We start from the raw sequence: 24,968 nt of genomic DNA, 5'->3' as shown, positions 1-24,968 counted from the left end.
TTGACCTGCGGTATTACCTGTAAAACATCCGGTAACCCACCTGCCCCACCGCTTCATTCAGCAACTGCCCGCTCTGCCATACCGACTTGAACTCCGGCATCCAGCCCCCCAATGGCCGGGCATTGTCCAAACCAAGAAACCCCACTGGCGCCGGAACAACCGTGAACCCGGCCTTTTCGAAGCTCCAGCGCGAGCGCGGCATATGCCAGGCCTGAGTCACGACCACCACACGCTTGATCCCCTGCGGCAGCAGAATCTCGGCACTCATCTGCGCGTTTTCCCACGTGGTACGGCTGCGCTCTTCCTTCCAGCGCACGCTCACGCCAAAGTCATCCTGCATCGATACCGCCATCAACTCCGCCTCGCTGGGCGGTGTGCCGTAGTGCAAGCCGCCGGTGGTCAGCACCGGCAAGCCCGAAGCCTTGGCCAGGCGGGCTGCATAGCGCTGGCGTTCAAGACCGATACCCGTCGGCTGATCGGAGCCCCACGCCGGATCCCCGCGCTCTCGCCCCGAGCCCAACACCACGATGGCATCAGCCCGCTGCGCCAGGGTCGCCCATTCATCACGGGCCAGAGGCGGCTCGGTCTCCAGGGCCTTTGCGCCCCATTGAACCGCCACCGGCAGGCTCATCAGCCACATCCCGCCAAATCCCAGGGCAAAGCACACGGCCGCCAGCCGCGGTCGGCTGCGACGAAACCACCAGGCAAGGGCCAGCAACAGCAACAGGATGCCGGGCGGCAACAACAATTGTTTAATGAAATAGCGAATAGGCATCGGGCATCTCCAAAGATGCCCGAAGCCTAAGGTGTAACGGGGTTAAGCGACAATCTTTACAGGAACAGACGCTGAGAAGGCTACAGATCACTAACGCGGTACTTCACTTGAAACGCACGGACCGGAGTTTTTCCGGGCTGCGACCGGCCGAAAAATCCTTGAGCCATACCACCTTGGCCGATCGCGAAAACTCCTGGGCTGGCGGGGAGGCCATGCCATGGGACGCGCGATGCTCATTCAATTCCAGATACACCCTGATCACGTCCAGCTCTGCCTGGCTCAAGCCACGCAGTTCCAACTCCAGAGGCCGTTCATCACACAATCGGCCTGCGGTTTTTGCTGCATCCAGTGCTCGACCCAAACGGTCGATCAGTCCTTCGTACACCTGCGGTTTCGTTAAAGTTCGCTGCGAATCAACCATCCCTCACCTCATTGAAGATAAGACTCACTCCCCACTAAACAGCGTAGTCCTGCTTGCCCTGCCTGCCTGGCGCCGCGACCAACGGCCTCGGCGGCGCAATCAGGGTTTCCCTCGATAGAGTGGGGTCATGTATGCTACGGCGCTTCCTGTAACTCCACTTCCCGCAGGGTTTGGGCACGGACGCGCCGCTTTTTGGTGTCGATCAACCTGAACGTTGCACCGAAGAGGATTAGGCCACCCCTATTCAGTTCAAAAGTAGCCATGCACGAACAATATCAGCCCCGTGAAATAGAAAATGCCGCCCAGTCGTTCTGGGATGAGCAAAAGTCCTTTGAAGTCAGTGAACAGCCAGGCAAGGAGACTTTCTATTGCCTATCGATGTTCCCTTACCCCAGCGGCAAGCTACACATGGGGCATGTGCGCAACTACACCATCGGCGACGTCATCTCCCGCTACCAGCGCATGCTGGGCAAGAACGTCCTGCAACCCATGGGTTGGGACGCCTTCGGCATGCCGGCGGAAAACGCCGCGATGAAGAACAACGTAGCGCCCGCCAAGTGGACCTACGAAAACATCGCCTACATGAAGACCCAGCTGCGCAGCCTGGGCCTGGCGGTGGACTGGTCCCGCGAGGTGACCACCTGCAAGCCTGATTACTACCGCTGGGAACAATGGCTGTTCACTCGCCTGTTCGAAAAAGGCGTGATCTACAAGAAGAGCGGCACCGTGAACTGGGACCCGGTGGACCAGACCGTACTGGCCAACGAACAAGTGATCGACGGCCGCGGCTGGCGTTCCGGCGCGCTGATCGAAAAGCGCGAAATCCCGATGTACTACTTCAAGATCACCGCTTACGCGGATGAACTCTTGTCGAGCCTCGATGATTTGCCGGGCTGGCCCGAGCAGGTCAAGACCATGCAACGCAACTGGATCGGCAAGTCCCGTGGCATGGAAGTGCAGTTCCCCTACAACGTCGACTCCATCGGCGCAGAAGGTGTATTGAAAGTCTTCACCACCCGTCCGGACACCCTGATGGGCGCGACCTACGTCGCCGTGGCCGCCGAACACCCGCTGGCCACCCAGGCTGCACAGAACAACCCTGAGCTGCAGGCGTTCATCGCCGAATGCAAGGGCGGCAGCGTCGCCGAAGCCGACGTCGCCACCCAGGAGAAAAAAGGCCTGCCGACCTCGTTGTTCGTCGAGCACCCATTGACCGGCGAGAAGCTGCCGGTGTGGGTCGCCAACTACGTGCTGATGCACTACGGTGATGGCGCAGTAATGGCTGTGCCGGCCCACGACGAGCGCGATTTCGAATTTGCCGTCAAGTACAACCTGCCGATCAAGTCCGTGGTGCGCACCAGTTCGGGCGACACCAACCCGGCTCCGTGGCAGGACGCGTACAACGAACACGGCACACTGATCAATTCCGGCGAGTTCGACGGCCTGGATTTCGAAGGCGCCTTCGACGCCATCGAAGTCGCGCTGATCAAGAAAAACCTCGGTGCCTCGCGCACCCAGTTCCGCCTGCGTGACTGGGGCATCAGCCGCCAACGCTACTGGGGCTGCCCGATCCCGATCATCCACTGCGAAACCTGCGGTGACGTGCCGGTACCGGAAGACCAACTGCCGGTCGTATTGCCCGAAGACGTGGTGCCGGACGGTGCTGGCTCGCCATTGGCGCGCATGCCCGAATTCTACGAGTGCACCTGCCCGAACTGCGGTGCCCCGGCCAAACGCGAAACCGACACCATGGACACCTTCGTGGAGTCTTCGTGGTACTACGCCCGCTACGCCTCGCCGCACTATGAAGGCGGCCTGGTGGAAAAATCCGCGGCCGACCACTGGCTGCCGGTAGACCAGTACATCGGCGGTATCGAACACGCCATCCTTCACCTGCTGTACGCGCGCTTCTTCCACAAGCTGATGCGTGATGAAGGCCTGGTGAGTTCCGACGAGCCGTTCAAGAACCTGCTGACCCAGGGCATGGTGATTGCCGAGACTTATTACCGCCGCGAAGCCAATGGCGCCTACACCTGGTTCAACCCGGCAGATGTCGAGCTGGAGCGTGACAGCAAGGCCAAGGTGATCAGCGCCAAGCTGAAATCCGACGGCCTGCCGGTGGAAATCGGCGGCACCGAGAAGATGGCCAAGTCGAAGAACAACGGCGTCGACCCACAGTCGATGATCGACCAGTTCGGCGCGGACACCTGCCGCCTGTTCATGATGTTCGCCTCGCCGCCTGACATGAGCGCGGAATGGTCGGACTCCGGCGTCGAAGGTTCGCATCGCTTCCTCAAGCGCGTCTGGCGCCTGGCGCACGCCCATGTCAGCCAAGGCTTGCCGGGCAAGCTGGACGTGGCGACCCTGAGCGATGAGCAAAAAGTCATTCGCCGCAGCACCCACCTGGCCATCAAGCACGCCAGCCAGGACGTGGGCCAGCACCACAAATTCAACACCGCCATCGCCCAGGTGATGACGCTGATGAACGTGCTGGAGAAAGCGCCGCAGGCCACCGAACAGGACCGCGCACTGGTACAGGAAGGCCTGGAAACGGTCACCCTGCTGCTGGCGCCGATCACGCCACACATCAGCCACGAACTGTGGAACCAGTTGGGCCACAGCGGTGCCGTCATCGATGCCGGCTGGCCGGTACAGGATGACAGCGCCCTGGTACAGGACACGCTGCAACTGGTGATTCAGGTCAACGGCAAGCTGCGTGGCCAGATCGACATGCCGGCCAGCGCCAGCCGTGAAGACGTCGAAGCCGCCGCCCGTATCAATGAGAACGTGCTGCGCTTCACCGAAGGCCTGACGATCCGCAAAGTGATCGTGGTGCCCGGCAAACTGGTCAATATCGTCGCTAGCTAATCGGATCGGGCGCCGAGGGAATAACCCTGGCGCCGAACAAAACCTCCAGGGCCTCGATAAGGCCCACATGGTTTCAAGGGGAGCATCAAAATGATCAAACGCAATCTGCTGGTTATGGGCCTTGCCGTGCTGCTGAGCGCTTGCGGCTTCCAGCTGCGCGGCACCGGCACCACCGAACTGGCGATCAAGGAACTGGACGTCACCGCCCGCAACTCCTACGGCGAGACCGTGCAACAGCTGCGCCAGGTCCTGGAAAACAGTGGCGTCAAAGTCTATTCAGGCGCGGCTTACAAACTGAACCTGGTGGATGAAAAAGAAGAGCAGCGCAGCCTCAGCTACGCCAGCGCCGGGCGTGCTTCGGACATTGAGCTGAGCACCACGCTCTTCTTCGAAATCCAGGGCCATGACCACCTGCCGCTGATGGGCGACAAGATCCAGATACAGAAAGTCGTGAGCCACGACGGCAACAACCTGGTGGGTTCGGACTCCGAAACCATCCAGGTGCGCAAGGAAATGCGTCGCGAACTTGTGCAGCGCATGGTCCTGCGCCTGCAACTGATCACGCCGGAGCAACTGGATAAGCTGCAGCAAACCGCGGATGCCAAGGCCAAGGCAGATGCCGATGCGCTGAAAGCGGCGCAAGAGTATGAAGACAGCCAACCTAAACAGTCGCCTGTCGAAGTTCCTGTCGAGTAAGCCAGACGGGGCGCCCCAGGCGCCCCGTTCGCCCTGCCTATGAAACTCGCCCCCGCCCAACTCGCCAAGCACCTGCAAGGCAGCCTTGCGCCCGTCTACATCGTCAGCGGTGATGACCCGCTGCTGTGCCAGGAGGCTGCGGACGCAATTCGCACCGCCGCCCGCCAACAGGGCTTCGATGAACGCCAGGTATTCAGCGCCGACGCCAGTTTCGACTGGGGTACGCTGCTGCAAGCCGGGGCGAGCATGTCGCTGTTCGCCGAAAAACGCCTGCTGGAACTGCGCCTGCCTTCGGGCAAGCCCGGCGACAAAGGCGCGGCGGCTTTGATGGAATACTGCGCACGCCCTGCCGAAGACACGCTGCTGCTGATCAGCCTGCCCAAGCTTGATGGCAGTGCGCAGAAAACCAAGTGGGGCAAGGCGCTGGTGGAAGGTGGCCAGACTCAGTTCATACAGATCTGGCCGGTGGACAGCAGCCAACTGCCGCAGTGGATTCGTCAGCGTCTGTCGCAATCAGGGCTGAGTGCCAGCCAGGATGCGGTGGAGCTGATCGCGGCGCGGGTGGAAGGCAACCTGTTGGCCGCCGCCCAGGAAATCGAAAAGCTCAAGCTGATGGCCGAGGGTGGACAGATCACCGTCGAAACCGTACAAGGTGCCGTGGCGGACAGCGCGCGCTTTGACGTATTTGGCCTGGTGGATGCGATCCTCAACGGCGAACCCGCCCACGCCCTGCGCATGCTTGAAGGGCTGCGCGGCGAAGGCGTCGAGCCGCCGGTGATTCTCTGGGCCCTGGCGCGAGAATTACGGCTGCTGGCCAATATTGCCCTGCAGTACAGCCAGGGCATCCCACTGGACAAGGCCTTCAGCCAGGCGCGGCCACCGGTATGGGACAAGCGCAAACCACTGATCAGCAAAGCCCTGCAACGGCACTCGGCGCAACGCTGGGCGCAATTGCTGCTGGAAGCCCAGCGCATTGACGCGCAGATCAAGGGGCAGGCGGCTGGATCGCCGTGGATGAGCCTGAGTCGTTTGTCACTTTTGATGTCAGGACAGCGCTTGGCGTTGCCTGCTGAATAGTCCTACGTATCGCTGGGCTGGACAGAATCCAAACTTCGGCAGATGATTCGCACCGCATCATCAACCTGCCAGAGAGTACCCATCATGAGCAAAAAGCCATCCAAGCATGGCCCCAACAAGGCCAAATCCATCATCGCCCAGCCGTTGTTCCGCAGTCGCAAGGAACGAGCCGGCAAAGGCAAAGGCAGCTACCGCCGCGAAGCCTTCCAGTCTAATAGCTGGGAGGCTTCTTACTTTCTGGCTGCCTGAAGGCAAGCGCCCCTCCGGCATGATAAGGTCTGTACCTGATTCGTATTCCCTGGACCTGTGCATGCCCTCTAGTCTTTCCCGTCGTTGGCACCTTCGCCAACTGATCGCTGCCTCCAGCCTCATTCTGTTAGTCGCCTGCGCGGAAAAACCCACCGCTGCCGATGCCCAACCCCTGCCCCCGCTCCAGACTGCACCGGTAGCTGCGCCTGCCGTCGTTGCGCCACTGGTGGCAGACAATCTTGATATCCAGCCGACCCAGACCTTTGCCGAATGGCAGGCGGGGTTTCGCGTGGAAGCCTTGAAGGCCGGTATCACGCCGCAGGTTTTCGACACGGCCTTTGCCAATGTCGTACCCGACATGGCGGTGATCCGCGCCGACCGCAGCCAGCCGGAGTTCTCCCGGCCGGTATGGGAATACCTCGATGGCGCGCTGTCGCCGCTGCGGGTGCGCAATGGCCAGTCGCTGCTGGTGAAGTATGCCGACATTCTGCAACGCATTGAGGACCGTTACGGCGTCGACCGCCAGGCGCTGGTCTCGGTGTGGGGCATGGAGAGTAACTTCGGCCAATTCCAAGGCAACAACTCGGTGATCCGCTCACTGGCGACCCTGGCCTATGAAGGCCGTCGCCCGGCCTTCGCCCAGGCGCAGCTGCTGGCGGCGCTGCAAATCATCCAGCATGGCGATATCGCCGCCGACCAGATGAAAGGCTCCTGGGCCGGGGCCATGGGCCAGACCCAGTTCATCCCGACCACCTATAACACCCACGCCGTAGACTTCGACGGTGACGGCCGCCGCGATATCTGGAACAGCCCGGCCGACGCCCTCGCCTCCACCGCGCACTACCTGCAAAGCTCCGGCTGGCAGAAAGGCCAGCCCTGGGGCTTCGAGGTGCAGCAACTGCCGTTGAATTTTGATTACGCCCTGGCCGATGGCAGCGTACGCAAGACCGTTGGCGAGTGGCTGAAACTGGGAATCCAGGTGCCGCCGGGCGCCAGTGTCCCGGCCAACGTCGACCAGCTTTCCGCCGCCCTGTTGCTGCCGGCCGGCTATCGTGGCCCGGCGTTCCTGGTGCTGGATAACTTCCGCGCGATCCTCAAGTACAACAACTCGTCGTCCTACGCGTTGGCAGTTGGCTTGTTGTCGGAACGCTTCGGGGGCGGTGGCTTGATTCGTGGGAGCTGGCCGAAAGATGAGCTGCCGTTGACTCGCTCGCAGCGAATTGACTTGCAGACGGTGCTCAGTGCCAATGGTTACGACGCAGGCAACCCGGACGGGATCATCGGTGCGAATACCCGCAAGGCGATTCGTGCCGCGCAGCAGTCCCTGGGCTGGCCGGCGGATGGGTATCCGACGGTGAAGTTGCTGGAGTCGCTGCAAAGCCGATAGATCGGCGTATGGCTGCTACCGCATTCGCGAGCAAGCCCGCTCCCACATTTTGACCGTGCACTTCCTGAAGGAACGCGATCGAAATGTGGGAGCGGGCTTGCTCGCGAAGAGGCCTTTATCGGCGCTACAAAGTTCAGGCCTTGAACACCACATCCTGTTCCAACACCAACCGCCTCTCCCCCGCATCCAACCGCACCCTGGCGCCCAACGGCAAGGTCAGGTTCGGGTTGCAGTGCCCGCTGCGCCAGCCGGACAGCACAGGAATGCACAACGGCTCGAAGGTCTGCTTCAGCAAGCGCTCAAGCGCAAGGCTATCAACCCCAGCCACATCCCCCACCACCACGCCCGCCACCTGGGCCAGCTTGCCCGCCAGGCGCAAATGGGTGAGCAACCGGTCAATGCGGTACAACGGCTCGTTCACATCTTCGATAAACAGAATGATGCCCTCGGCATCAATCTCGTAAGCCGTGCCCATCACTGCTGCGATCATCGATAGATTGCCGCCCAGCAGCCGCCCACAGGCGATGCCTGGCTCGACGGTGGTCAGCGGGTAGGCCACAGGGTGAACCAGCTGGCTGCCGGCCTTCACTTGCCCACGCAGCATGCTGAACAGCGACGACTCGGTAGGCTGTTGCTTTTCACCTAACAGGTCAGCGTTGAACATCGGACCATGGAAGGTGACGAAACCGGCATACCGGTTGATCGCCAGGTGCAGGGCGGTGATATCGCTGTAGCCTACGAATGGCTTGGGGTTGGCCCGGAGCAGGTCAAAGTCCAGGCGGTCCAGCAGGCGTGGCGTGCCGTAGCCGCCGCGCAGGCAGAAAATTGCGTCGATGGTCGAATCGGCGAACGCCGCGTGCAGGTCATCAAGGCGTACCTCATCACTGCCGGCCAGATAGCCATCACGCTGGCTCACGCCCGGAAAGATCCGCAGTGTGTAGCCCCGGGCGCGCATCCATTGCGTGGCCGTGTCGATATCCAGCTCGGCCGGCCCGGCAGGGGCAATCAGCCCGATCACGCCTTCGGCGCGCAGCGCAGGTACCGCACAAGTGGTCAATTGAGTCGTCATCCATGGTTCTCCTCGTGTGGATTGCCCAAGGCACTCTAAACAGCAATGGTTGCAAACAGAAGAGGAAGAGTCAGTAGCAAATGTGGGAGCGGGCCTGGGTGGGAGCGGGCTTGCTCGCGAAGACGGTCAGTCAGTCACCGGACAGGTCAACTGATCCAACGCATTCGCGAACAAGCCCGCTCCCACTCAAGCCGGCTCCCACATGGGTCCTGCAGTGTCCGGCGTTCCGCGTATCAGGACACCAGGCTGGCCTTGACCAGTTTCGCCTGCTCGTCGGCGTGGTACGAGGAACGTACCAGCGGGCCGGAAGCGACGTTCTTGAAGCCCATCTTATAGCCTTCTTCGGCAAACCAGGCGAACACATCCGGGTGCACGAAGCGCTGTACCGGCAAGTGGCTGCGGGACGGCTGCAGGTACTGGCCGAGGGTCAGCATGTCGATGTCGTGTTCGCGCATGCGCTTCATGACTTCGATGACTTCTTCGTCGGTTTCGCCCAGGCCCAGCATCAGGCCGGATTTGGTCGGAATGTGCGGCATCATCTGCTTGAATTTCTGCAGCAGGGTCAGCGACCACTGGTAGTCCGAACCCGGACGCGCAGCCTTGTACAGGCGCGGTACGGTTTCCAGGTTGTGGTTGAACACGTCAGGCGGCTCGGCGGCGGTGATTTCCAGCGCCACGTCCATACGGCCACGGTAGTCCGGCACCAGGGTCTCGAGCATCACGTTCGGCGACAGCTTGCGGATCTCGCGGATGCAGTCGGCAAAGTGCTGGGCACCGCCGTCACGCAGGTCGTCGCGGTCTACAGAGGTAATCACGACATACTTGAGTTTCAGGTCGGCGATGGCGATGGCCAGGCTTTCCGGCTCGTTGACGTCCAGTGGCTTCGGCCGGCCGTGGCCAACGTCGCAGAACGGGCAACGACGGGTGCAGATGTCACCCATGATCATGAAGGTCGCGGTGCCACCGGAGAAGCACTCGCCCAGGTTCGGGCAGGACGCTTCTTCGCACACGCTGTGCAGCTTGTGTTTGCGCAGCAGGGCCTTGATGCGGTCGACTTCCGGCGAAACCGGGATACGCACGCGAATCCAGTCAGGCTTTTTCGGCAGTTCGGTGGTCGGAATGATCTTCACCGGGATGCGTGCAACCTTCTCGGCGCCGCGCAGCTTGACGCCGGCTTCTACCTTGGCACGCGGGGCCGGACGCTCGGTAACATCCAGCGTCGGGATCATGGTTTGCACTGCATCAGTAGTCATAATCAGTCGATTCCGCCCGTTAGGGTCGTCTGCTCAGCATAGTCGAGGTGTTTGACGAGCTGCGCGCGCAGCCGGGCACTTACCTCGGCAAATTCTAGTGGTGTTGCGTGATCGCTCAACTGGGTCATCGCCAAACCGGCGTAGCCGCAGGGATTGATCCGTCGAAACGGCGCCAGGTCCATGTCCACATTCAAGGCCAGGCCATGAAAGGAACAACCGTGGCGAATCCGCAAGCCCAGGGAGGCGATTTTCGCGCCATCAACATAAACCCCCGGTGCATCCGGCTTGGCCGCGGCGGTCACACCGTAGCTGGCCAGCAGCTCGATCAGGCATGACTCCATGCGACTGACCAGCTCACGTACGCCAAAACCCAGCCTGCGCACGTCCAGCAACAGATAAGCCACCAATTGACCTGGGCCATGGTAAGTCACCTGCCCGCCGCGGTCGACCTGCACCACCGGGATTTCTCCCGGCAGCAGCAAATGCTCGGCCTTGCCGGCCTGGCCCTGGGTGAAAACCGGCGGGTGCTCCACCAGCCAGATTTCATCCGGGGCTTCAGTGCCGCGCTCGTTGGTGAACCGCTGCATGGCGTGCCACACCGGTTCGTAAGCCATTTGGCCGAGCTCGCGAAAGCCCAGGGTCTGTGACATCACAACACCATGTGCACGAAGCCGGTAGCCCGCAGTTCGCTGTTGATGTTGTAGAGCTGGTCCTGATCAGTCGCCACGATGTGCAACTGAATAGTGGTGTACTTGCCGTTGGTGCTTTGACGCTCATCCACACGGTCATGGTTGATCGTTGCGTGTTTCTTGACGATCTCGATGATCTTATCCTTGTTGCCCACGCCCGTATCGCTGATCACCTTGACGGGATAGTCCACGTTTGGGAATTCGATCTTTGGCGCCTTTACTTCGGTATCGGTCATGGCGTAACGGCCTCGTAAGCGTAAGCCGTGGCGACGGGCATAACCCCGCGCCGGATCAGCGCGGGGTCATGCAGGTGCACACTATCAGTTGAACAAGCTGTAGAAGAATAGACGGATGCTATCCCACACGCGTCGGAAGATACCACCTTCGTCGACGGCGTCCAGAGCGATCAGATCGGCGCTGTGCACCACCTTGTCGTCCAGCTTCACTTCGACTTTACCAATCACGTCGCCCTTGGCGATCGGTGCGACCAGTTGCGGGTTCATGGTCATGCTGGCCACCAGCTTCTTGAGCTGGCCTTTAGGCATGGTCAGGGTCAGGTCTTCAGCCAGGCCAGCCTTGACTTGATGGGTCGCGCCTTTCCACACAGGGGCTTGAGCCAGCTCGGTGCCTTTCTGGTAGAAGGTCTGGGTTTCGAAGAAACGGAAGCCATAGGTCAGCAGCTTTTGCGTCTCGGCCGCACGGGCCTGCTCGCTGTTGGTACCGAATACCACGGCAATCAGGCGCTGGCCGTCACGGACAGCGGACGACACCATGCAGTAGCCGGCTTCTTCGGTGTGGCCGGTTTTCAGGCCATCGACGGTCTTGTCACGCCACAGCAACAGGTTGCGGTTAGGCTGCTTGATGTTGTTCCAGAAGAACTCTTTCTGGGAGTAGATCGCGTAGTGCACCGGGTCGACACGAATGATCGCGCGAGCCAGGATCGCCATGTCGTGAGCCGACGAGTAGTGCTCAGGGTTCGGCAGGCCGGTCGGGTTCATGAAGTGGCTGTTGGTCATGCCCAGGTCGGCCACGGTTTTGTTCATCATGTCGGCGAACGCATCTTCGCTGCCGGCGATGTGCTCGGACAGGGCTACGCTGGCGTCGTTACCCGACTGGATGATGATGCCGTGCAGCAGGTCGCTGACGGTCACTTGCGAGCCGACCTTGATGAACATCCGCGAACCGCCGGTGCGCCAGGCGTTTTCGCTGACGGTCACCGGATCGTTTTCGCCGATCTGGCCGCGACGGATTTCCAGGGTCGCGATGTAGGCGGTCATCAGCTTGGTCAGGCTGGCTGGGGGCAGGCGCTGGTCACCGTTGTTCTCCACCAGCACGTTGCCGCTGGCGGCGTCCATCAGGACCCAGGCCTTGGCAGCCAGTTGCGGGGAAGCTGGCACCATTTCAACCGCCCAGGCGGCCGGGGTGATGATCAGCGAAAGAAGCAGGCACGTGCGTTTGGCTAAGGTGGTGATGTTCATCCGTCTCTCGAAATTGCTTATGGAAACTTGCCCTCGCGGGCAAAACTATTCAGACAGCCCGTCGCCAGACTGTCGCGTGTTCGGTTGCATGCCCACCCCTTGCCCCTGGGTTTTTATTGTTCAACGAGCCAACAACCAGGGCTCAAACCCGCATGCGAGCCTGAGCCATCAATCCTTTGTACTGCTTACTCGGCGGTGACCACGCTGGGTTGCCCCAGGTTGGCCAGGCGCACGCTGTTCTGCACTTGCGCAACTTCACTCGGCGAGCCGATCGGCCCCATGCGCACACGGTGCAGGGTCTGCTGGTTACGCACAATAGAGCTGATAAAGACTGGCGCGCTGACCATCCCGCTGAGCTTGGACCTTAGCAGCTCTGCCGCGTCCGGGTTGGCGAAAGCGCCGACTTGCAGGTACTGGCCGCCCACGGTAGAGGCTCCCGGTGCTGCATGCGGAATGACGACCGTGTCCGGGGCGTGCTGCGCCGGCGGCGGGGTCCACTGTTCGATCTTGCCGGCCGAGGCCGTGACTTGCGGTTGCGGGGTTTGCGGTTCGTTGAGCATCAACGGCGCCGGCTTGCCGCGCTGGGCCCAGTACTGGGCCGGGTCGATACCTTCGACCTTCACCCGGGCGGTGCCGATTTCGGCATACCCGAGTTTCTTGGCGGCGGCGTAGGACAAGTCGATGATCCGGTCCGAATAGAACGGCCCACGATCATTGACCCGCAGGATTACCGAGCGGTTGTTGTCCAGGTTGGTCACGCGTACATAGCTGGGCAGCGGCAGGGTCTTGTGCGCCGCGCTCATGCCGTACAGGTCATAGACTTCGCCGTTGGCGGTGTTCTGGCCGTGGAACTTGGTCCCGTACCAGGACGCCGTACCTGATTGCACGTAGGTCTTGGAGTCTTGCAGCGGGAAGTAGTTTTTGCCCAGCACGGTATAGGGGTTGGCCTTGTAAGGGCCGGTGTGCAGGGTCGGCGTGGCATCCGGGATCTTCGAAACATCCACATCCCACCACGGCGCGCCGTCTTTGTGGGCGCGGTTGATATCCAGCCCCGGCTGGGAGCGGATCGCCGTGCCAGCGGTTTTTTGCACCGGTGCACGACTGGTGGAGCAACTGACCACCAATAACGACAATGCGGCGTACGCCAACAGCTTCAGGGGTTTGTACATCGGTGATACCGGCATTACTTGACGCCCCGTGCTTGGACCAGCATGTCTGACAGTTGATGCACGGCCATGGCGTACATCACACTGCGGTTATAACGCGTGATTGCGTAGAAATTCTTCAGGCCCATCCAGTATTCGGGGCCATTTTCGCCTTCGAGGCGGAACGCCGTCACCGGCATATCATCGCGTGGCGCATTCTGACTCGACCAGCCCAGCGCCCGCAACTCCCCCACTGTCTTGACGGGCTCGATACCCTGGGTCAGGCCTTCGTCGGCGCGGTCACCGGTCACATCGGCGCGAATCACCACCGGCTCGCCGGCTACCCAACCGTGACGCTTGAAGTAGCTGGCGACGCTGCCGATGGCGTCATCGGGGTTGCTCCAGATATTGATATGGCCGTCACCGTCGAAATCCACGGCGTAGGCGCGAAAGCTGCTCGGCATGAACTGCGGCAAGCCCATGGCCCCGGCGTAGGAGCCCTTTAGGGTCAACGGGTCGACCTGTTCTTCACGGGCCAACAACAGGAACTCGCGCAGCTCTTTGCGGAAGAATTCGGCGCGTGGCGGGTAGTCAAAGCCCAGGGTCGACAAGGCGTCGATCACCCGGTAGCTGCCGGTGTTGCGGCCGTAGAAGGTTTCGATGCCGATGATTGCCACGATCACCTGGGCCGGTACGCCGTATTCCTGCTCGGCGCGGGCCAGCACCGCTTCGTGCTGGCGCCAGAAGTCCACGCCCCGCGCCACGCGGGCGTCGGTCAGGAACATCGGGCGATATTCCTTCCACTGCTTCACGCGCTCGGCGGGCCGGGAGATGGCGTCGAGGATCGCCTGCTTGCGCTGGGCCTCGCGGAACACGCCCATCAGCTGTTCACCGGCGAAACCATAGTCACGGGTCATCTCACCGACAAACTCGGCGACCTGGGGCGAACCGTCGTAGTCGCCGGCCTGCGCTTCCTGCACAGCGGCTCCCAGCAGGCCCAACAGGCCCATCCAGGACACGTGCCGGGCAGCCCAGCCGCGCATTACTTGCATTGACATCTTCACCTTATTCAAACCTGTGCGATCCACTTACGATGGGTATGGATCGACATCAAAACCCCAAACGCTGACAGCAATGTCACCAGCGAAGTTCCGCCGTAGCTAATGAACGGCAACGGCACCCCAACCACCGGCAACAGGCCACTGACCATACCGATGTTGACGAAAACGTAAACAAAAAACGTCATGGTGAGGCTGCCGGCGAGCAATTTACCAAACAGGGTTTGCGCCTGGGCAGTAATCACCAGGCCGCGCCCGATCAGCAGCAAGTAAATCAGCAACAGTGCGCAGATGCCCACCAGGCCGAACTCCTCGCCCATCACCGCGATAATGAAGTCGGTGTGGCTTTCCGGCAAAAAGTCCAGGTGCGACTGGGTGCCCAGCAGCCAGCCCTTGCCGAATACGCCGCCGGAACCGATGGCCGCCTTGGACTGGATGATGTTCCAGCCGGTGCCCAGCGGATCGCTCTCCGGGTCGAGGAACGTGAGGATTCGCTGCTTCTGGTAGTCGTGCATAAAGAAGAACCACATGGCCACGGCCACCGGCACGGCGGCGGCCAGCACGCTGAGGATCCAGCGCCAGCGCAGCCCACCCATGAACAGCACGAACGCGCCGCCCGCCAGGATCAGCAGCGAGGTGCCGAGGTCGGGCTGGCGCACGATCAGGATAAACGGCACGCCGATCAATATCAGGCTGATGCCCACGTGCTTGAGCTGGGGCGGCAGTGTGCGTTTTGACAGGTACCAGGCGATGGTCGCCGGCATCAAAATCTTCATGAATTCCGACGGCTGGAAGCGAATCACCCCCGGGATGTTGATCCAGCGTGTCGCACCCATGGCGTTGTGGCCCATGACATCCACCACCACCAGCAGCAACACCCCGGCGACGTAACCCAGCGGTACCCAGCGCGCCATGAAGCGCGGCTCCAGCTGGGCGATCACCACCATCGACAACAGACCCAGGCCAAACGACGACGCCTGTTTGATCAGCAAGTCCCAGTTCTTGCCACTGGCCGAATACAACACGAACAGGCTGCCGGCGGCCAGGGTCAGCAGCAGGATCAGCAACGGGCCATCAATGTGCATGCGCTGCAGCAAAGTGGCGCGGCGGCGCATCACATCCTCGCTGGAGAGGATGCGGTCAAAATTACTCTTCAAGGGCCGTAGCCTCCACACTGGATGGGGTGCCGCCATATTCGGGCTTGAGCTTGCCGTCTTCGGTCAACAGCCAGGCATCCATGATCTGACGCACCACGGGCGCTGCTACGCCGGAACCGGATTCACCGTTCTCGACCATCACCGCCACGACGATCTTCGGGTTGTCGGCCGGAGCAAAGCCGACGAACAAGGCGTGGTCACGGTGGCGTTCCTGAACCTTGGAGCGGTCGTACTTCTCGCCCTGCTTGATCGCGACTACCTGGGCCGTACCGCTCTTGCCGGCAATCCGGTATTGCGCGCCGGCTGCCGCTTTACGAGCGGTACCCCGGGCGCCGTGCATCACTTGCTGCATGCCGTGGTTGACCTTGGTCCAGTCGGACGGGTCGCGCAGCACAATGTCGGGAATCGGGTTTTCGTCCACCGGGCGTTCGCCCTCGATGGTCTTGGCCAGGTGCGGACGGTTCCACACTCCCTTGTTGGCCACCAGCGCGGTGGCCTGAGCCAGTTGCAGCGGCGTGGCCTGCATGTAGCCCTGGCCGATCCCCAGGATCAGGGTTTCGCCCGGGAACCACGCCTGGCGCCGGGTCGCACGCTTCCACTCGCGGGACGGCATCAGGCCCGGGGATTCTTCGAACATGTCCAGGGAGACTTTCTGACCAAGGCCGAACTTGCCCATGTAGGCCGACAGCCGATCAATCCCCAGCTTGTGGGCCAGGTCATAGAAGTAGGTGTCGTTGGAACGCATGATCGCCGTATCCAGGTCCACATAACCGTCGCCGGTGCGGTTCCAGTTACGGTATTTGTGATCGTAGTTGGGCAGCATGTAGTAGCCGGGGTCGAACACCCGGCTCGATGCCGTGACCACGCCCGAGTCCAGGCCGGCAATCGCTACCGCCGGCTTGATGGTCGAGCCCGGCGGATACAGGCCGCGCAATACGCGGTTGAACAGCGGCCGGTCGATGGAATCACGCAGCTCGGCGTAGGCCTTGAAGCTGATCCCGGTGACAAACAGGTTCGGGTCAAAACTTGGCTGGCTGACCATCGCCAGCACTTCGCCAGTGCTCGGATCCAGTGCCACCACGGCACCCCGACGCCCGCCCAGGGCCATCTCCGCCGCTTCCTGCAACTTGATGTCCAGGCTCAGCACGATGTCCTTGCCGGGCACCGGGTCGGTACGCTTGAGCACCCGCAGCACGCGGCCACGGGCGTTGGTCTCGACTTCCTCGTAACCCACCTGGCCGTGCAGTTCCGGCTCGTAGAAACGCTCGATGCCGGTCTTGCCGATATGGTGGGTGCCGCTGTAGTTGACCGGGTCGAGGGTCTTGAGCTCTTTCTCGTTGATCCGGCCCATGTAGCCGACCGAATGCGCAAAGTGCGCCCCTTGCGGGTAGTGCCGCACCAACTGCGCCACCACTTCCACACCCGGTAGACGGAACTGGTTCACCGCGATCCGGGCGATCTGCTCTTCGGTCAGCTCGAACAGGATCGGCACCGGCTCAAACGGCCGGCGCCCCTGCTTCATGCGTTTCTCGAAGATCACCCGGTCTTCCGGCGTCAGTTGCAGCACCTCGACGATCACATCAAGGATCTGCTGCCAGTCGCCGGAACGTTCGCGAGTCATGCTCAGGCTGAAGCTGGGCCGGTTATCCGCGACCACCACGCCATTGCGGTCGAAAATCAGCCCACGGGTCGGCGGAATCGGCTGCACGTGCACCCGGTTGTTTTCCGACAATGTGGAGTGATAGTCGTACTGGATCACCTGCAGGAAATACAGGCGCGCAATCAGCACCCCCAGCAATGCCACCACCAAAATCGCGCCAAACACCACCCGCGCGCGTACAAGACGTGCGTCTTTCTCGTGGTCCTTGATGCGGATCGGCTGGGTCATCAGGCAGGGCGCAGATTATTTGTGGTAAGGGTGCCCGGACAGAACTGTCCAGGCGCGATACAGCTGTTCACCGATCAGAATTCTTACCAGCGGGTGCGGCAGTGTCAGGGGCGACAGCGACCAGCGCTGGTCCGCCCGCGCGCACACTTCCGGCGCCAGCCCCTCGGGGCCGCCGACCATGAAGTTGACCGTGCGCGAATCCAGGCGCCAGCGATCCAGTTCCACCGCCAACTGCTCGGTGCTCCAGGGCTTGCCGTGCACTTCGAGGGTCACGATCCGCTCGTTGGGCCCGACCTTGGCCAGCATGGCTTCGCCTTCCTGACGGATAAAGCGGGCCACGTCGGCGTTCTTGCCCCGGGTATTGAGCGGTATTTCCACCAGTTCCAGCGCCAATTCGGATGGCAGGCGCTTGGCATATTCATGCCAGCCTTCTTCCACCCACTTGGGCATGCGTGAACCGACAGCGATCAGACGCAGGCGCACAGCCGTTCCTTATTCCTGGTCTTTGTTGAGCTTGTCGAAGTGCGCGTGGCCGACTTCAGGGCTGTGGTGCTTGCCATCGGCGGCACGGCTCTGCTCGGCGCCTTTCCACAGACGCTCCAGGTCGTAGAACTGACGGGCGTTGCTGGTCATCATGTGAACGATCACGTCGTCCATGTCCAGCAGTACCCAGTCGCTGTCGCCCTTGCCTTCTTCACCCAATGGCTTGACGCCCTGGGCTTTGACCGCTTCGCGAACCTTGTCCAGCATCGCGCCGATCTGGCGGTTGGAGGTACCGGTGGCGATGATCATGAAGTCGGTGATGCTCTGCTTGTCGCGCACGTCCAGGACCTGGATGTCCTGGGCCTTCACGTCTTCCAGGGCAGCCACGGCAACCTTCACCAGCTCTTCGCCGGCCAGCTCAGGGCCAGTGTGGGCTTCTACTGGCAGAGGAGCGCTCTTGAACGTGCCTTTGCGCTTAACTTTGCTTACGTCTTTGTTCGTCATATAAAACTCGTTTTGCTCGTATGTTCGGGCGCTCGCTGCACGACTGTTCGTGCGTTCAAGCGCGCCTTTTCAGTTCGACGCACGGTAAAGCCCGTGCGCATCGATGTAGGCCAGGACCGCGTCAGGCACCAGGAAACGTACCGACTTCCCGCTGGCCAGCAGTTGACGGATCTGGGTGGCAGACACCGCAAGCGGGGTTTGCCAGACGAATGCAATATTCCCGCTCGGCCCGGTCAGGGCCAAAGGGTCACTTACCGACCGCGCCGCCAGCAGGTTGCGCAAGGCATCCGGCGATTCTGCGTCGGCATCCGGGCGTTGCAGCACCAGGATGTGGCAATGCTGGAGCAACTCTTCCCAGCGATGCCAAGTGGGCAGGCCGCAAAACGCGTCCCAGCCCAAAAGTAGAAATAACTGGTCATCCGCGGCCAACTCGGCCCGCATCAGTTCCAGGGTGTCGACAGTGTAGGACGGTTTGTCGCGCTTGAGTTCGCGGTCGTCCACCACCAGCGGTGCAATGCCGGCCACCGCAAGGCGGACCATCTCCAGGCGCTGCTGCGCAGACACCTGCGGCGTATCGCGATGCGGCGGCCGGGCATTCGGTGCCAAGCGCAGTTCATCCAGCCCGAGGGCGTCCGCGACTTCCAGTGCACTGCGCAAATGGCCGATGTGCACGGGGTCGAAGGTGCCGCCGAGCAGCCCGATGCGTTTACCCATCAAGTGCGCACATGACCGTCACCGAACACCACGTACTTCTCGCTGGTCAGCCCTTCCAGGCCAACCGGGCCGCGTGCGTGGAGCTTGTCGGTGGAGATACCGATCTCCGCCCCCAGGCCGTACTCGAAGCCGTCGGCAAAGCGCGTCGAGGCGTTGACCATCACCGAAGCGGAATCCACTTCGTTGAGGAAACGCCGGGCATCACTGAAATGCTCGGTGACAATGGCGTCGGTGTGCTTGGAGCCGTATTGATTGATGTGTTCGATGGCCTGGTCCAGGTCGTCGACGATGCGGATCGACAGGATCGGCGCCGTGTATTCGGTGTACCAGTCCTGCTCGGTGGCCTCGATCACGTCGCTGCCGAGGATCGCCCGGGTACGCTCGCAACCACGCAGTTCAACGCCCTTGTCGCGGTAGATGGCAGCCAGCGGCGGCAGCACGCGATCGGCAATGCCGACGTGCACCAGCAGGGTTTCCATGGTGTTGCACGGGGCGTAGCGGTGAGTCTTGGCGTTGTCGGCAATGCGGATCGCCTTGTCGAGGTCGGCGGCGATGTCGATGAACACGTGGCAGACGCCGTCCAGGTGCTTGATAACTGGCACCTTGGCATCACGGCTCACGCGTTCGATCAGGCTCTTGCCACCCCGTGGCACGATCACGTCGACGAACTCAGGCATGGTGATAAGCGCACCAACGGCAGCGCGGTCAGTGGTCTCGACCACTTGCACCACTTCGGCCGGCAGTTCAGCCACGGCCAGGCCCTGCTGAATGCACGCGGCGATGGCACGGTTGGAATTGATGGCCTCGGAACCGCCCCGCAGGATGGTGGCGTTGCCCGACTTGAGGCACAGGCTCGCGGCGTCGATGGTCACGTTCGGGCGTGACTCATAGATGATGCCGATCACGCCCAGGGGTACGCGCATCTTGCCGACTTGAATGCCGGAGGGCAGGTAGCGCATGTCGCGGATTTCACCGATGGGGTCAGGCAGCTTGGCCACCTGACGCAAGCCTTCGATCATGTCGTCGATCCGCGCCGGCGTCAGCGCCAGGCGATCCAGCAATGCAGGCTCCAGGCCATTGGCGCGACCGTTGGCCAAATCCTGTTCATTGGCGGCGCTCAGCTCGGAGCGCGAAGCATCCAGAGCGTCGGCGGCCGCCAGCAAGGCGCGGTTCTTCTGCGCAGTACTCGCACGGGCGATCAACCGCGAGGCCTGACGGGCAGCGCGACCCAGGCGGGTCATGTAGTCAAGAACGGACTCAGTCATGGTCTGGTGGGGTCTTGGCAAAGAGGAAAGCGGCAGATTATAGCTGTGACGCCGTCCTACGGACAGCGGTGAGGGGCGGATGGTCGAAATGAACTGTAAAAACCCGACGTTCAGCGGGAATTAAGGCTGGAGTTGTTATCATCCTGTCACATTTAGCCGTATTACCTTTGATCGCCATGTCCAGTTTCTCGCCGCTGATCCCCGCCAACGCCCTGCCCGACGGCTTTTTCGACCGTGACGCGCAACTGCTCGCGCGCGAATTGCTCGGAAAAGTCATTCGCCATCGTGTTGGTGATTTGTGGCTGTCGGCACGAATTATCGAAACCGAAGCGTATTACCTCGCCGAAAAAGGCAGCCACGCGTCCTTGGGCTACACAGAAAAGCGTAAGGCTTTGTTTCTGGATGGCGGGCACATCTATATGTACTACGCCCGCGGCGGTGATTCGCTGAACTTCAGCGCCCACGGTCCGGGCAATGCGGTGCTGATCAAATCAGCCTATCCGTGGGTCGACGAAGTCTCCGGCCCGGCCAGCCTGGCGCAGATGCTGCTGAATAACCCGGACGCCAGCGGCAGGCCACGACCCTCGCAAAAGCTGTGCGCCGGCCAGACCTTGCTGTGCAAGGCGCTGGGTTTGAAGGTGCCGATGTGGGACGCCAAGCGCTTTGACCAGGAACTGCTCTACGTGGAAGACGTAGGGCTGGCGCCAGCGCAGATCATCCAGACCACCCGCCTGGGCATTCCCGGTGGGCGCGATGAACACCTGATGTACCGCTTCGTCGATGCCGGTTATGCGCCGTATTGCACACGGAACCCGCTGCGCCGGGGCCAGGTCGAAGGCCGCGACTATTTTTTGATTTGAAAACATACATAAACCTGTAGGAGCCCGGCTTGCCCGGCGATAGCGGACTCAAGGACGCCATCGCCGGCAAGCCGGGCTCCCACAAGGACGATCTACAAAAGGGAGTTGATTGTATGGGCCCATGGCTCGATAGCATTACCGGCTGGCTGACCCTGAACCCGCAATGGCTGGCCGTGGCGGTGTTTATCGTGGCGTGCGTGGAGTGCCTGGCCATTGCCGGCCTGATCGTACCTGGCACGGTATTGCTGTTTGCCATCGCCGCCCTGGCCGGCAGCGGCGCACTGTCACTGGGAGAAACCCTGTTGCTGGGCTTCCTCGGCGGCGTGCTGGGCGATGTTGTTTCCTACTTCCTCGGTCGCCATTTCCACCAGAACATCCGGCGCCTTCCCGGCCTGCGGCATCACCCGGAATGGATGAGCGGCGCCGAGGCCTACTTCCAGAAGTACGGCATCGCCAGCCTGTTGGTAGGCCGCTTCATTGGCCCGCTGCGGCCAATGTTGCCGATGGTTGCGGGCATGTGCGACATGCCCTTCCCACGTTTTGCCGCCGTGAGCCTGCTGGCCGGCGCAGGTTGGTCGGTGGCGTATCTGTTGCCGGGTTGGGCCACCGGCGCGGCCTTCCGCCTGCCATTGCCCGAAGGCTTCTGGCCGGAGGCCGGGATTGTCGCCGCCTGTCTCGCAGTGTTGATCGGCGTAAGCCTCAACAGCAGCCTGCGCGGCCATCGGCGCGCCACCCTATGGATTGGCTGCATTGGCGGCACACTGTTGATCGCGTTGTTTATCGGCTATCCCTACCTCAACGACTTTGACCAGGGCTTGATGGCACTGGTGCAGGAACACCGCGGCCCGGCGATCGACCGGGCAATGGTGATGGTGACCCAGCTCGGCGAGTTCAAGAAGATGTTTGTCGCCAGCGCGGTGCTGACCGGCCTGCTGGTGGTGGCGCGGCAATGGCGCCAGGCAATCTTTGTCGGCGCCACCCTGCTGGGCGCGGCGCTGATCAATACCGGGACCAAGCTGTTTTTTGCGCGGATGCGCCCCGAAGTGCTGACCGACCCACTCACCAGCTTCAGCATGCCCAGCGGCCATGCGTCCGGCTCGTTTGCATTCTTCCTGGCCTTGGCAGTGCTTGCCGGTCGCGGTCAACCGACACGACTGCGCCTGACCTGGCTGGTGCTTGGCTGCATTCCCGCCGCCACCATCGCGATTTCCCGGGTGTACCTGGGTGCACACTGGCCGACGGACATCCTGGCCGGCACCCTGCTGGCAATGACGGTGTGCGCCTTCAGCCTGACGTTAAGCCAGCACCGCAGCCTGTTGCCACCGATGCCGCCGAGAGTCTGGTGGCTGATCCTGCCGGTGTGTGGCGCGGTGCTCGGGTTCATTGCGTTTACCGGCACTTCCCACGCGCTGCTGAGGTATGCCTACTAGGCAGGCCCCAGCCAATCCAGGGGTGCAGCGCGGCGTTCGACGCTGCGCTCGCGCCGCTCCAGAAGCATTTCGTCAGCCATCTCCGCGGCGCGTTCGGCGATGTACTCCGCGCCGCGACCGTCGTTCATATGAAGAATTTGCGTGGTGACGGCCATAAAAAACGCATCCCACACGACTTGCTCCGATTGCGAAAGCCGAATCATCCTTTCCCCCTGATCATCGTTACGTGACTGCCAACTATTTCAGGCAACGGGATCAGGACAACCACGGAAAATCTGAAGACCGGGAAGGACAAGTCCGAGTGACACTCGCGGGTCAGGTGAACAGCTCGCCCTGCAACTCATCCAGCAGCAACTGGATCGCGTCCAGGCGCTGTTGCGGGTCATCGAGTTGCAACAGGTCGATCTTGTCAGCCTCGGTAAAGGGCAGCAGATAGGCCAACTGATTGCCCAGGGCTTGCTGGCCATCGGCGTGGGTGCCCATATCCAGGGACGCCACCATCGGATGCTCGGCCAGGGCATGAAGCAACGCCAGCAAGTCAGCGTCTTCCTCTTCCAGCGGTTGCTCGGGATGCTCGTGCAGCCATTGCACCTCGGCCACCAGTAACTGGTCCTTCTGCACACCGGCATCACGCACGCGGAAACGCCGGCCACCCTCGACCCGAATCCCCAGCAGGCCATTGTCCTGCTGCTTGAAGTCGCGGATCAGCGCCTCGCAGCCAATCAACGCATAGCCATCCGGCGCCAGCCCCACTTCCTTGCCGTCGAGGATGCACACCACGCCAAAGCTTTCGCCCTTTTTCATGCAGCGGCTGATCATGTCCAGGTAACGCGCCTCGAACAGCTGCAGGTCGAGGGTGCACCCGGGAAACAGCACGGTATTGAGCGGGAAAAGCGCCAGACTCATAAAGGTTTCCTTAAACCCGACTTAAATAACCAGCGACACGGCCAACGGCAGGAACACCGCCGTGGCCACGCCCATCAGACTCATGGCCAGCGCCGCAAAGGCGCCGGTCTCTTCGCTTTCCTGCAAGGCCACCGACGTACCTACGGCGTGGGCGGTCATGCCCAGCGCCATACCGCGCGCTTCGGGGCTGTGCACGCCCAGCCGTGACAGATACGCCGGACCGATCATCGCGCCGATCACCCCGGTGATCAGCACGAACACCGCCGCCAATGCCGCCACGCCGCCGATCTGCTCGGCCACCAGCATCGCAATCGGTGAGGTCACGGACTTGGGTGCCATGGTCATCAGCATCATGTGTTCGGCGCCAAACCACCAGCCCAACAGCACGCACAGGCCGGTGGCCAATACGCCTCCCACCACCAGCGTAGTAAAAATCGGCCAGAACAATTGGCGAATTCGTCGCAGATTCAGGTAAAGCGGCACCGCCAGGGCTACCGTCGCCGGGCCCAGCAGGATGCTCATGATCTCGGTGCTCTTGCGGTACTCGACGTACGTCAGGCCACAGCCGAGCAACACGCCGATCACCAACAGCATCGACACCAGCACCGGTTGCAGGAAAATCCAGCGGGTTTTCTCGAAACCGGCCAGCACCAGCTGATAGGCGCCGAGGGTGATGCCGATGCCGAACAACGGGTGATGAATCACGGCGGCCCAGGCGCCCTGCCAGTCCAGTGTCATTGGCCGTCCTCCCGCTGCGCCTGGCGCTTGACCAGTTTCTGCATCAGCACGCCGACAAAGCCCATGGCGATCACCAGCGACAACACCAGCGCGCCGACGATGGCCCAGAAGTCGGCGGCGATGTCCTTGGCATACACCATAACGCCGACCGCAGGCGGCACCAGCAGCAATGGCAAATAACGCAGCAGGCTGCTGGCCGCCAGGTTCAGGGGCTCACCGACTTCGCCGCGCCATACCAGGAAGGCCAGCATCAGCAGCAGCCCGATAATCGGCCCCGGTAACACCGGGACAAACAAATGATTGATCGCCGTGCCGAGCAATTGAAACAGCACCAGCCATGTCAGACCGCGTAACAGCATCCGTTCTTCCCCCCAAAAGCGTGTCGGCATTATAAGCACGCTGCCTCTATGGAGCGGCATTCGCCAAAAGCATGGTGGGTTGACCGGGCCAAGTGCCCGTGATGATCTACATTGGTTCTCTGGACCTGTCCAAAACTACAAAAACGATGAAGCCAACCGAGCAAAGAAGGAGAGTCGCAATGCCCTCAGTACCCGTAGCGCAACTCAAAGAATATGTCGGCAAGGAACTGGGACGTTCTGCATGGCTCACCATCGACCAGGAACGTATCAACCTGTTCGCGGAAGCCACCGGCGATTTTCAGTTCATCCACGTCGACCCGGTGAAAGCCGCCCAGACCCCGTTTGGCGGCACCATTGCCCACGGTTTCCTGTCGCTGTCGCTGATACCCAAGCTGATCGAAGACATCCTGATCATGCCCGAAGGCCTGAAGATGGCGGTCAACTATGGCCTGGACAGCGTGCGCTTCATCCAGCCCGTGAAGGTCGACTCCAGGGTGCG

At 61.7% G+C, this 24,968-nt stretch carries 27 protein-coding genes (1 of these 27 running past the window's edge); 8 read left to right on the top strand and 19 right to left on the bottom strand.

Going from position 1 to position 24,968, the window contains the following annotated elements:
• Positions 1-13: 13 nt before the first annotated feature.
• Together HX815_RS24085 and HX815_RS24080 are read right to left on the bottom strand one after the other, a co-directional pair.
• Positions 14-775, bottom strand: a complete 762-nt coding sequence (locus HX815_RS24085) for a YdcF family protein (protein WP_008436576.1) — start codon at positions 773-775, stop codon at positions 14-16.
• 103 nt (positions 776-878) lie between these two features.
• Entirely contained in the window at positions 879-1,196 is a 318-nt protein-coding gene (locus HX815_RS24080) for a hypothetical protein (protein ID WP_008436575.1), read from the bottom strand.
• A gap of 261 nt (positions 1,197-1,457) precedes the next feature.
• Here HX815_RS24080 and leuS point away from each other — a divergent pair, with 261 nt between their 5' ends.
• From leuS to HX815_RS24055, 5 genes are all read left to right on the top strand, one after another.
• Positions 1,458-4,064 carry a leucine--tRNA ligase gene (gene leuS, locus HX815_RS24075; protein WP_008436573.1) on the top strand — a complete coding sequence of 869 codons (2,607 nt, stop codon included), beginning with the start codon at positions 1,458-1,460 and terminating at the stop codon, positions 4,062-4,064.
• A 90-nt stretch (positions 4,065-4,154) separates the two neighbouring features.
• Positions 4,155-4,760, top strand: coding sequence for an LPS assembly lipoprotein LptE (gene lptE / locus HX815_RS24070; RefSeq protein ID WP_008436571.1), 606 nt, complete (start codon positions 4,155-4,157; stop codon positions 4,758-4,760).
• Between the two features lie 39 nt (positions 4,761-4,799).
• The gene (holA, locus tag HX815_RS24065) at positions 4,800-5,837 is read left to right on the top strand and encodes a DNA polymerase III subunit delta (RefSeq protein ID WP_008436560.1); all 1,038 of its coding nucleotides are present in this window, start codon (positions 4,800-4,802) and stop codon (positions 5,835-5,837) included.
• A gap of 84 nt (positions 5,838-5,921) precedes the next feature.
• A complete protein-coding gene (gene arfA / locus HX815_RS24060) occupies positions 5,922-6,086 on the top strand; it encodes an alternative ribosome rescue factor ArfA (RefSeq protein ID WP_102369962.1) in 165 nt (54 codons plus the stop codon).
• A 61-nt stretch (positions 6,087-6,147) separates the two neighbouring features.
• Positions 6,148-7,473, top strand: coding sequence for a lytic murein transglycosylase (locus HX815_RS24055; RefSeq protein ID WP_003215443.1), 1,326 nt, complete (start codon positions 6,148-6,150; stop codon positions 7,471-7,473).
• A gap of 133 nt (positions 7,474-7,606) precedes the next feature.
• Here HX815_RS24055 and HX815_RS24050 read toward each other — a convergent pair whose 3' ends face one another.
• The 13 genes from HX815_RS24050 to HX815_RS23990 form a co-directional block, all read right to left on the bottom strand.
• On the bottom strand, positions 7,607-8,542 hold the full coding sequence (locus HX815_RS24050; protein ID WP_177028985.1) for an LD-carboxypeptidase: 936 nt from the start codon (positions 8,540-8,542) through the stop codon (positions 7,607-7,609).
• 233 nt (positions 8,543-8,775) lie between these two features.
• Positions 8,776-9,795, bottom strand: coding sequence for a lipoyl synthase (gene lipA, locus HX815_RS24045; RefSeq protein WP_003215441.1), 1,020 nt, complete (start codon positions 9,793-9,795; stop codon positions 8,776-8,778).
• 2 nt (positions 9,796-9,797) lie between these two features.
• Positions 9,798-10,445 carry a lipoyl(octanoyl) transferase LipB gene (gene lipB / locus HX815_RS24040; RefSeq protein WP_003215439.1) on the bottom strand — a complete coding sequence of 216 codons (648 nt, stop codon included), beginning with the start codon at positions 10,443-10,445 and terminating at the stop codon, positions 9,798-9,800.
• Entirely contained in the window at positions 10,445-10,720 is a 276-nt protein-coding gene (locus HX815_RS24035) for a DUF493 domain-containing protein (protein WP_003215438.1), read from the bottom strand. The genes lipB and HX815_RS24035 overlap by 1 nt, the downstream gene beginning before the upstream one ends.
• A gap of 84 nt (positions 10,721-10,804) precedes the next feature.
• Entirely contained in the window at positions 10,805-11,962 is a 1,158-nt protein-coding gene (locus tag HX815_RS24030; protein WP_003215437.1) for a D-alanyl-D-alanine carboxypeptidase family protein, read from the bottom strand.
• 185 nt (positions 11,963-12,147) lie between these two features.
• Positions 12,148-13,146, bottom strand: coding sequence for a septal ring lytic transglycosylase RlpA family protein (locus HX815_RS24025; protein ID WP_003215436.1), 999 nt, complete (start codon positions 13,144-13,146; stop codon positions 12,148-12,150).
• Positions 13,146-14,159 (bottom strand): lytic murein transglycosylase B, encoded by a 1,014-nt coding sequence (gene mltB, locus HX815_RS24020; RefSeq protein ID WP_063026905.1) that lies wholly within the window; start codon positions 14,157-14,159, stop codon positions 13,146-13,148. Before mltB ends, HX815_RS24025 begins: the two co-directional genes overlap by 1 nt.
• Positions 14,160-14,176: 17 nt before the next feature.
• Positions 14,177-15,280 (bottom strand): rod shape-determining protein RodA, encoded by a 1,104-nt coding sequence (rodA, locus tag HX815_RS24015; RefSeq protein WP_050442794.1) that lies wholly within the window; start codon positions 15,278-15,280, stop codon positions 14,177-14,179.
• Positions 15,281-15,311: 31 nt separating this feature from the next.
• Positions 15,312-17,210, bottom strand: a complete 1,899-nt coding sequence (gene mrdA, locus HX815_RS24010; RefSeq protein ID WP_003215433.1) for a penicillin-binding protein 2 — start codon at positions 17,208-17,210, stop codon at positions 15,312-15,314.
• A 15-nt stretch (positions 17,211-17,225) separates the two neighbouring features.
• Positions 17,226-17,693: a 23S rRNA (pseudouridine(1915)-N(3))-methyltransferase RlmH gene (rlmH, locus tag HX815_RS24005; protein ID WP_003185785.1), complete on the bottom strand. Its 468-nt coding sequence runs from the start codon at positions 17,691-17,693 to the stop codon at positions 17,226-17,228.
• Positions 17,694-17,702: 9 nt separating this feature from the next.
• Positions 17,703-18,197, bottom strand: coding sequence for a ribosome silencing factor (rsfS, locus tag HX815_RS24000; RefSeq protein ID WP_003215432.1), 495 nt, complete (start codon positions 18,195-18,197; stop codon positions 17,703-17,705).
• 69 nt (positions 18,198-18,266) lie between these two features.
• Entirely contained in the window at positions 18,267-18,911 is a 645-nt protein-coding gene (gene nadD, locus HX815_RS23995; RefSeq protein WP_003215431.1) for a nicotinate-nucleotide adenylyltransferase, read from the bottom strand.
• Positions 18,911-20,176 carry a glutamate-5-semialdehyde dehydrogenase gene (locus tag HX815_RS23990; protein ID WP_003215430.1) on the bottom strand — a complete coding sequence of 422 codons (1,266 nt, stop codon included), beginning with the start codon at positions 20,174-20,176 and terminating at the stop codon, positions 18,911-18,913. Before HX815_RS23990 ends, nadD begins: the two co-directional genes overlap by 1 nt.
• Positions 20,177-20,352: 176 nt before the next feature.
• Between HX815_RS23990 and HX815_RS23985 the strand changes: the two genes are divergently transcribed.
• Both HX815_RS23985 and HX815_RS23980 read left to right on the top strand, forming a co-directional pair.
• Positions 20,353-21,036 carry a DNA-3-methyladenine glycosylase gene (locus HX815_RS23985; protein WP_102369965.1) on the top strand — a complete coding sequence of 228 codons (684 nt, stop codon included), beginning with the start codon at positions 20,353-20,355 and terminating at the stop codon, positions 21,034-21,036.
• 113 nt (positions 21,037-21,149) lie between these two features.
• Positions 21,150-22,466, top strand: a complete 1,317-nt coding sequence (locus HX815_RS23980) for a bifunctional DedA family/phosphatase PAP2 family protein (protein WP_003215428.1) — start codon at positions 21,150-21,152, stop codon at positions 22,464-22,466.
• Here HX815_RS23980 and HX815_RS23975 read toward each other — a convergent pair.
• The 4 genes from HX815_RS23975 to HX815_RS23960 form a co-directional block, all read right to left on the bottom strand.
• Positions 22,463-22,669 carry a hypothetical protein gene (locus HX815_RS23975; RefSeq protein WP_003215427.1) on the bottom strand — a complete coding sequence of 69 codons (207 nt, stop codon included), beginning with the start codon at positions 22,667-22,669 and terminating at the stop codon, positions 22,463-22,465. The two genes, HX815_RS23980 and HX815_RS23975, sit on opposite strands and share 4 nt — an antisense overlap.
• A 112-nt stretch (positions 22,670-22,781) precedes the next feature.
• Positions 22,782-23,372, bottom strand: coding sequence for an LON peptidase substrate-binding domain-containing protein (locus tag HX815_RS23970; protein WP_003215426.1), 591 nt, complete (start codon positions 23,370-23,372; stop codon positions 22,782-22,784).
• A 21-nt stretch (positions 23,373-23,393) separates the two neighbouring features.
• Entirely contained in the window at positions 23,394-24,110 is a 717-nt protein-coding gene (locus HX815_RS23965; protein ID WP_003215425.1) for an LrgB family protein, read from the bottom strand.
• Positions 24,107-24,469, bottom strand: a complete 363-nt coding sequence (locus tag HX815_RS23960) for a CidA/LrgA family protein (protein ID WP_008436537.1) — start codon at positions 24,467-24,469, stop codon at positions 24,107-24,109. The genes HX815_RS23965 and HX815_RS23960 overlap by 4 nt, the downstream gene beginning before the upstream one ends.
• A 179-nt stretch (positions 24,470-24,648) precedes the next feature.
• Between HX815_RS23960 and HX815_RS23955 the strand changes: the two genes are divergently transcribed.
• Positions 24,649-24,968 carry the 5' portion of a MaoC family dehydratase gene (locus HX815_RS23955; protein WP_177028984.1) on the top strand. 118 nt of this gene lie beyond the right edge of the window, so 320 of the gene's 438 nt are visible here — the first part of the coding sequence; its start codon is at positions 24,649-24,651; the stop codon falls past the right edge of the window.

Source organism: Pseudomonas sp. E6002 (assembly GCF_013385565.1).
Taxonomy (GTDB): Bacteria; Pseudomonadota; Gammaproteobacteria; order Pseudomonadales; family Pseudomonadaceae; genus Aquipseudomonas.
Note: the sequence above shows the minus strand (reverse complement) of the source record. Positions and strands in the feature narration are given on the sequence as shown.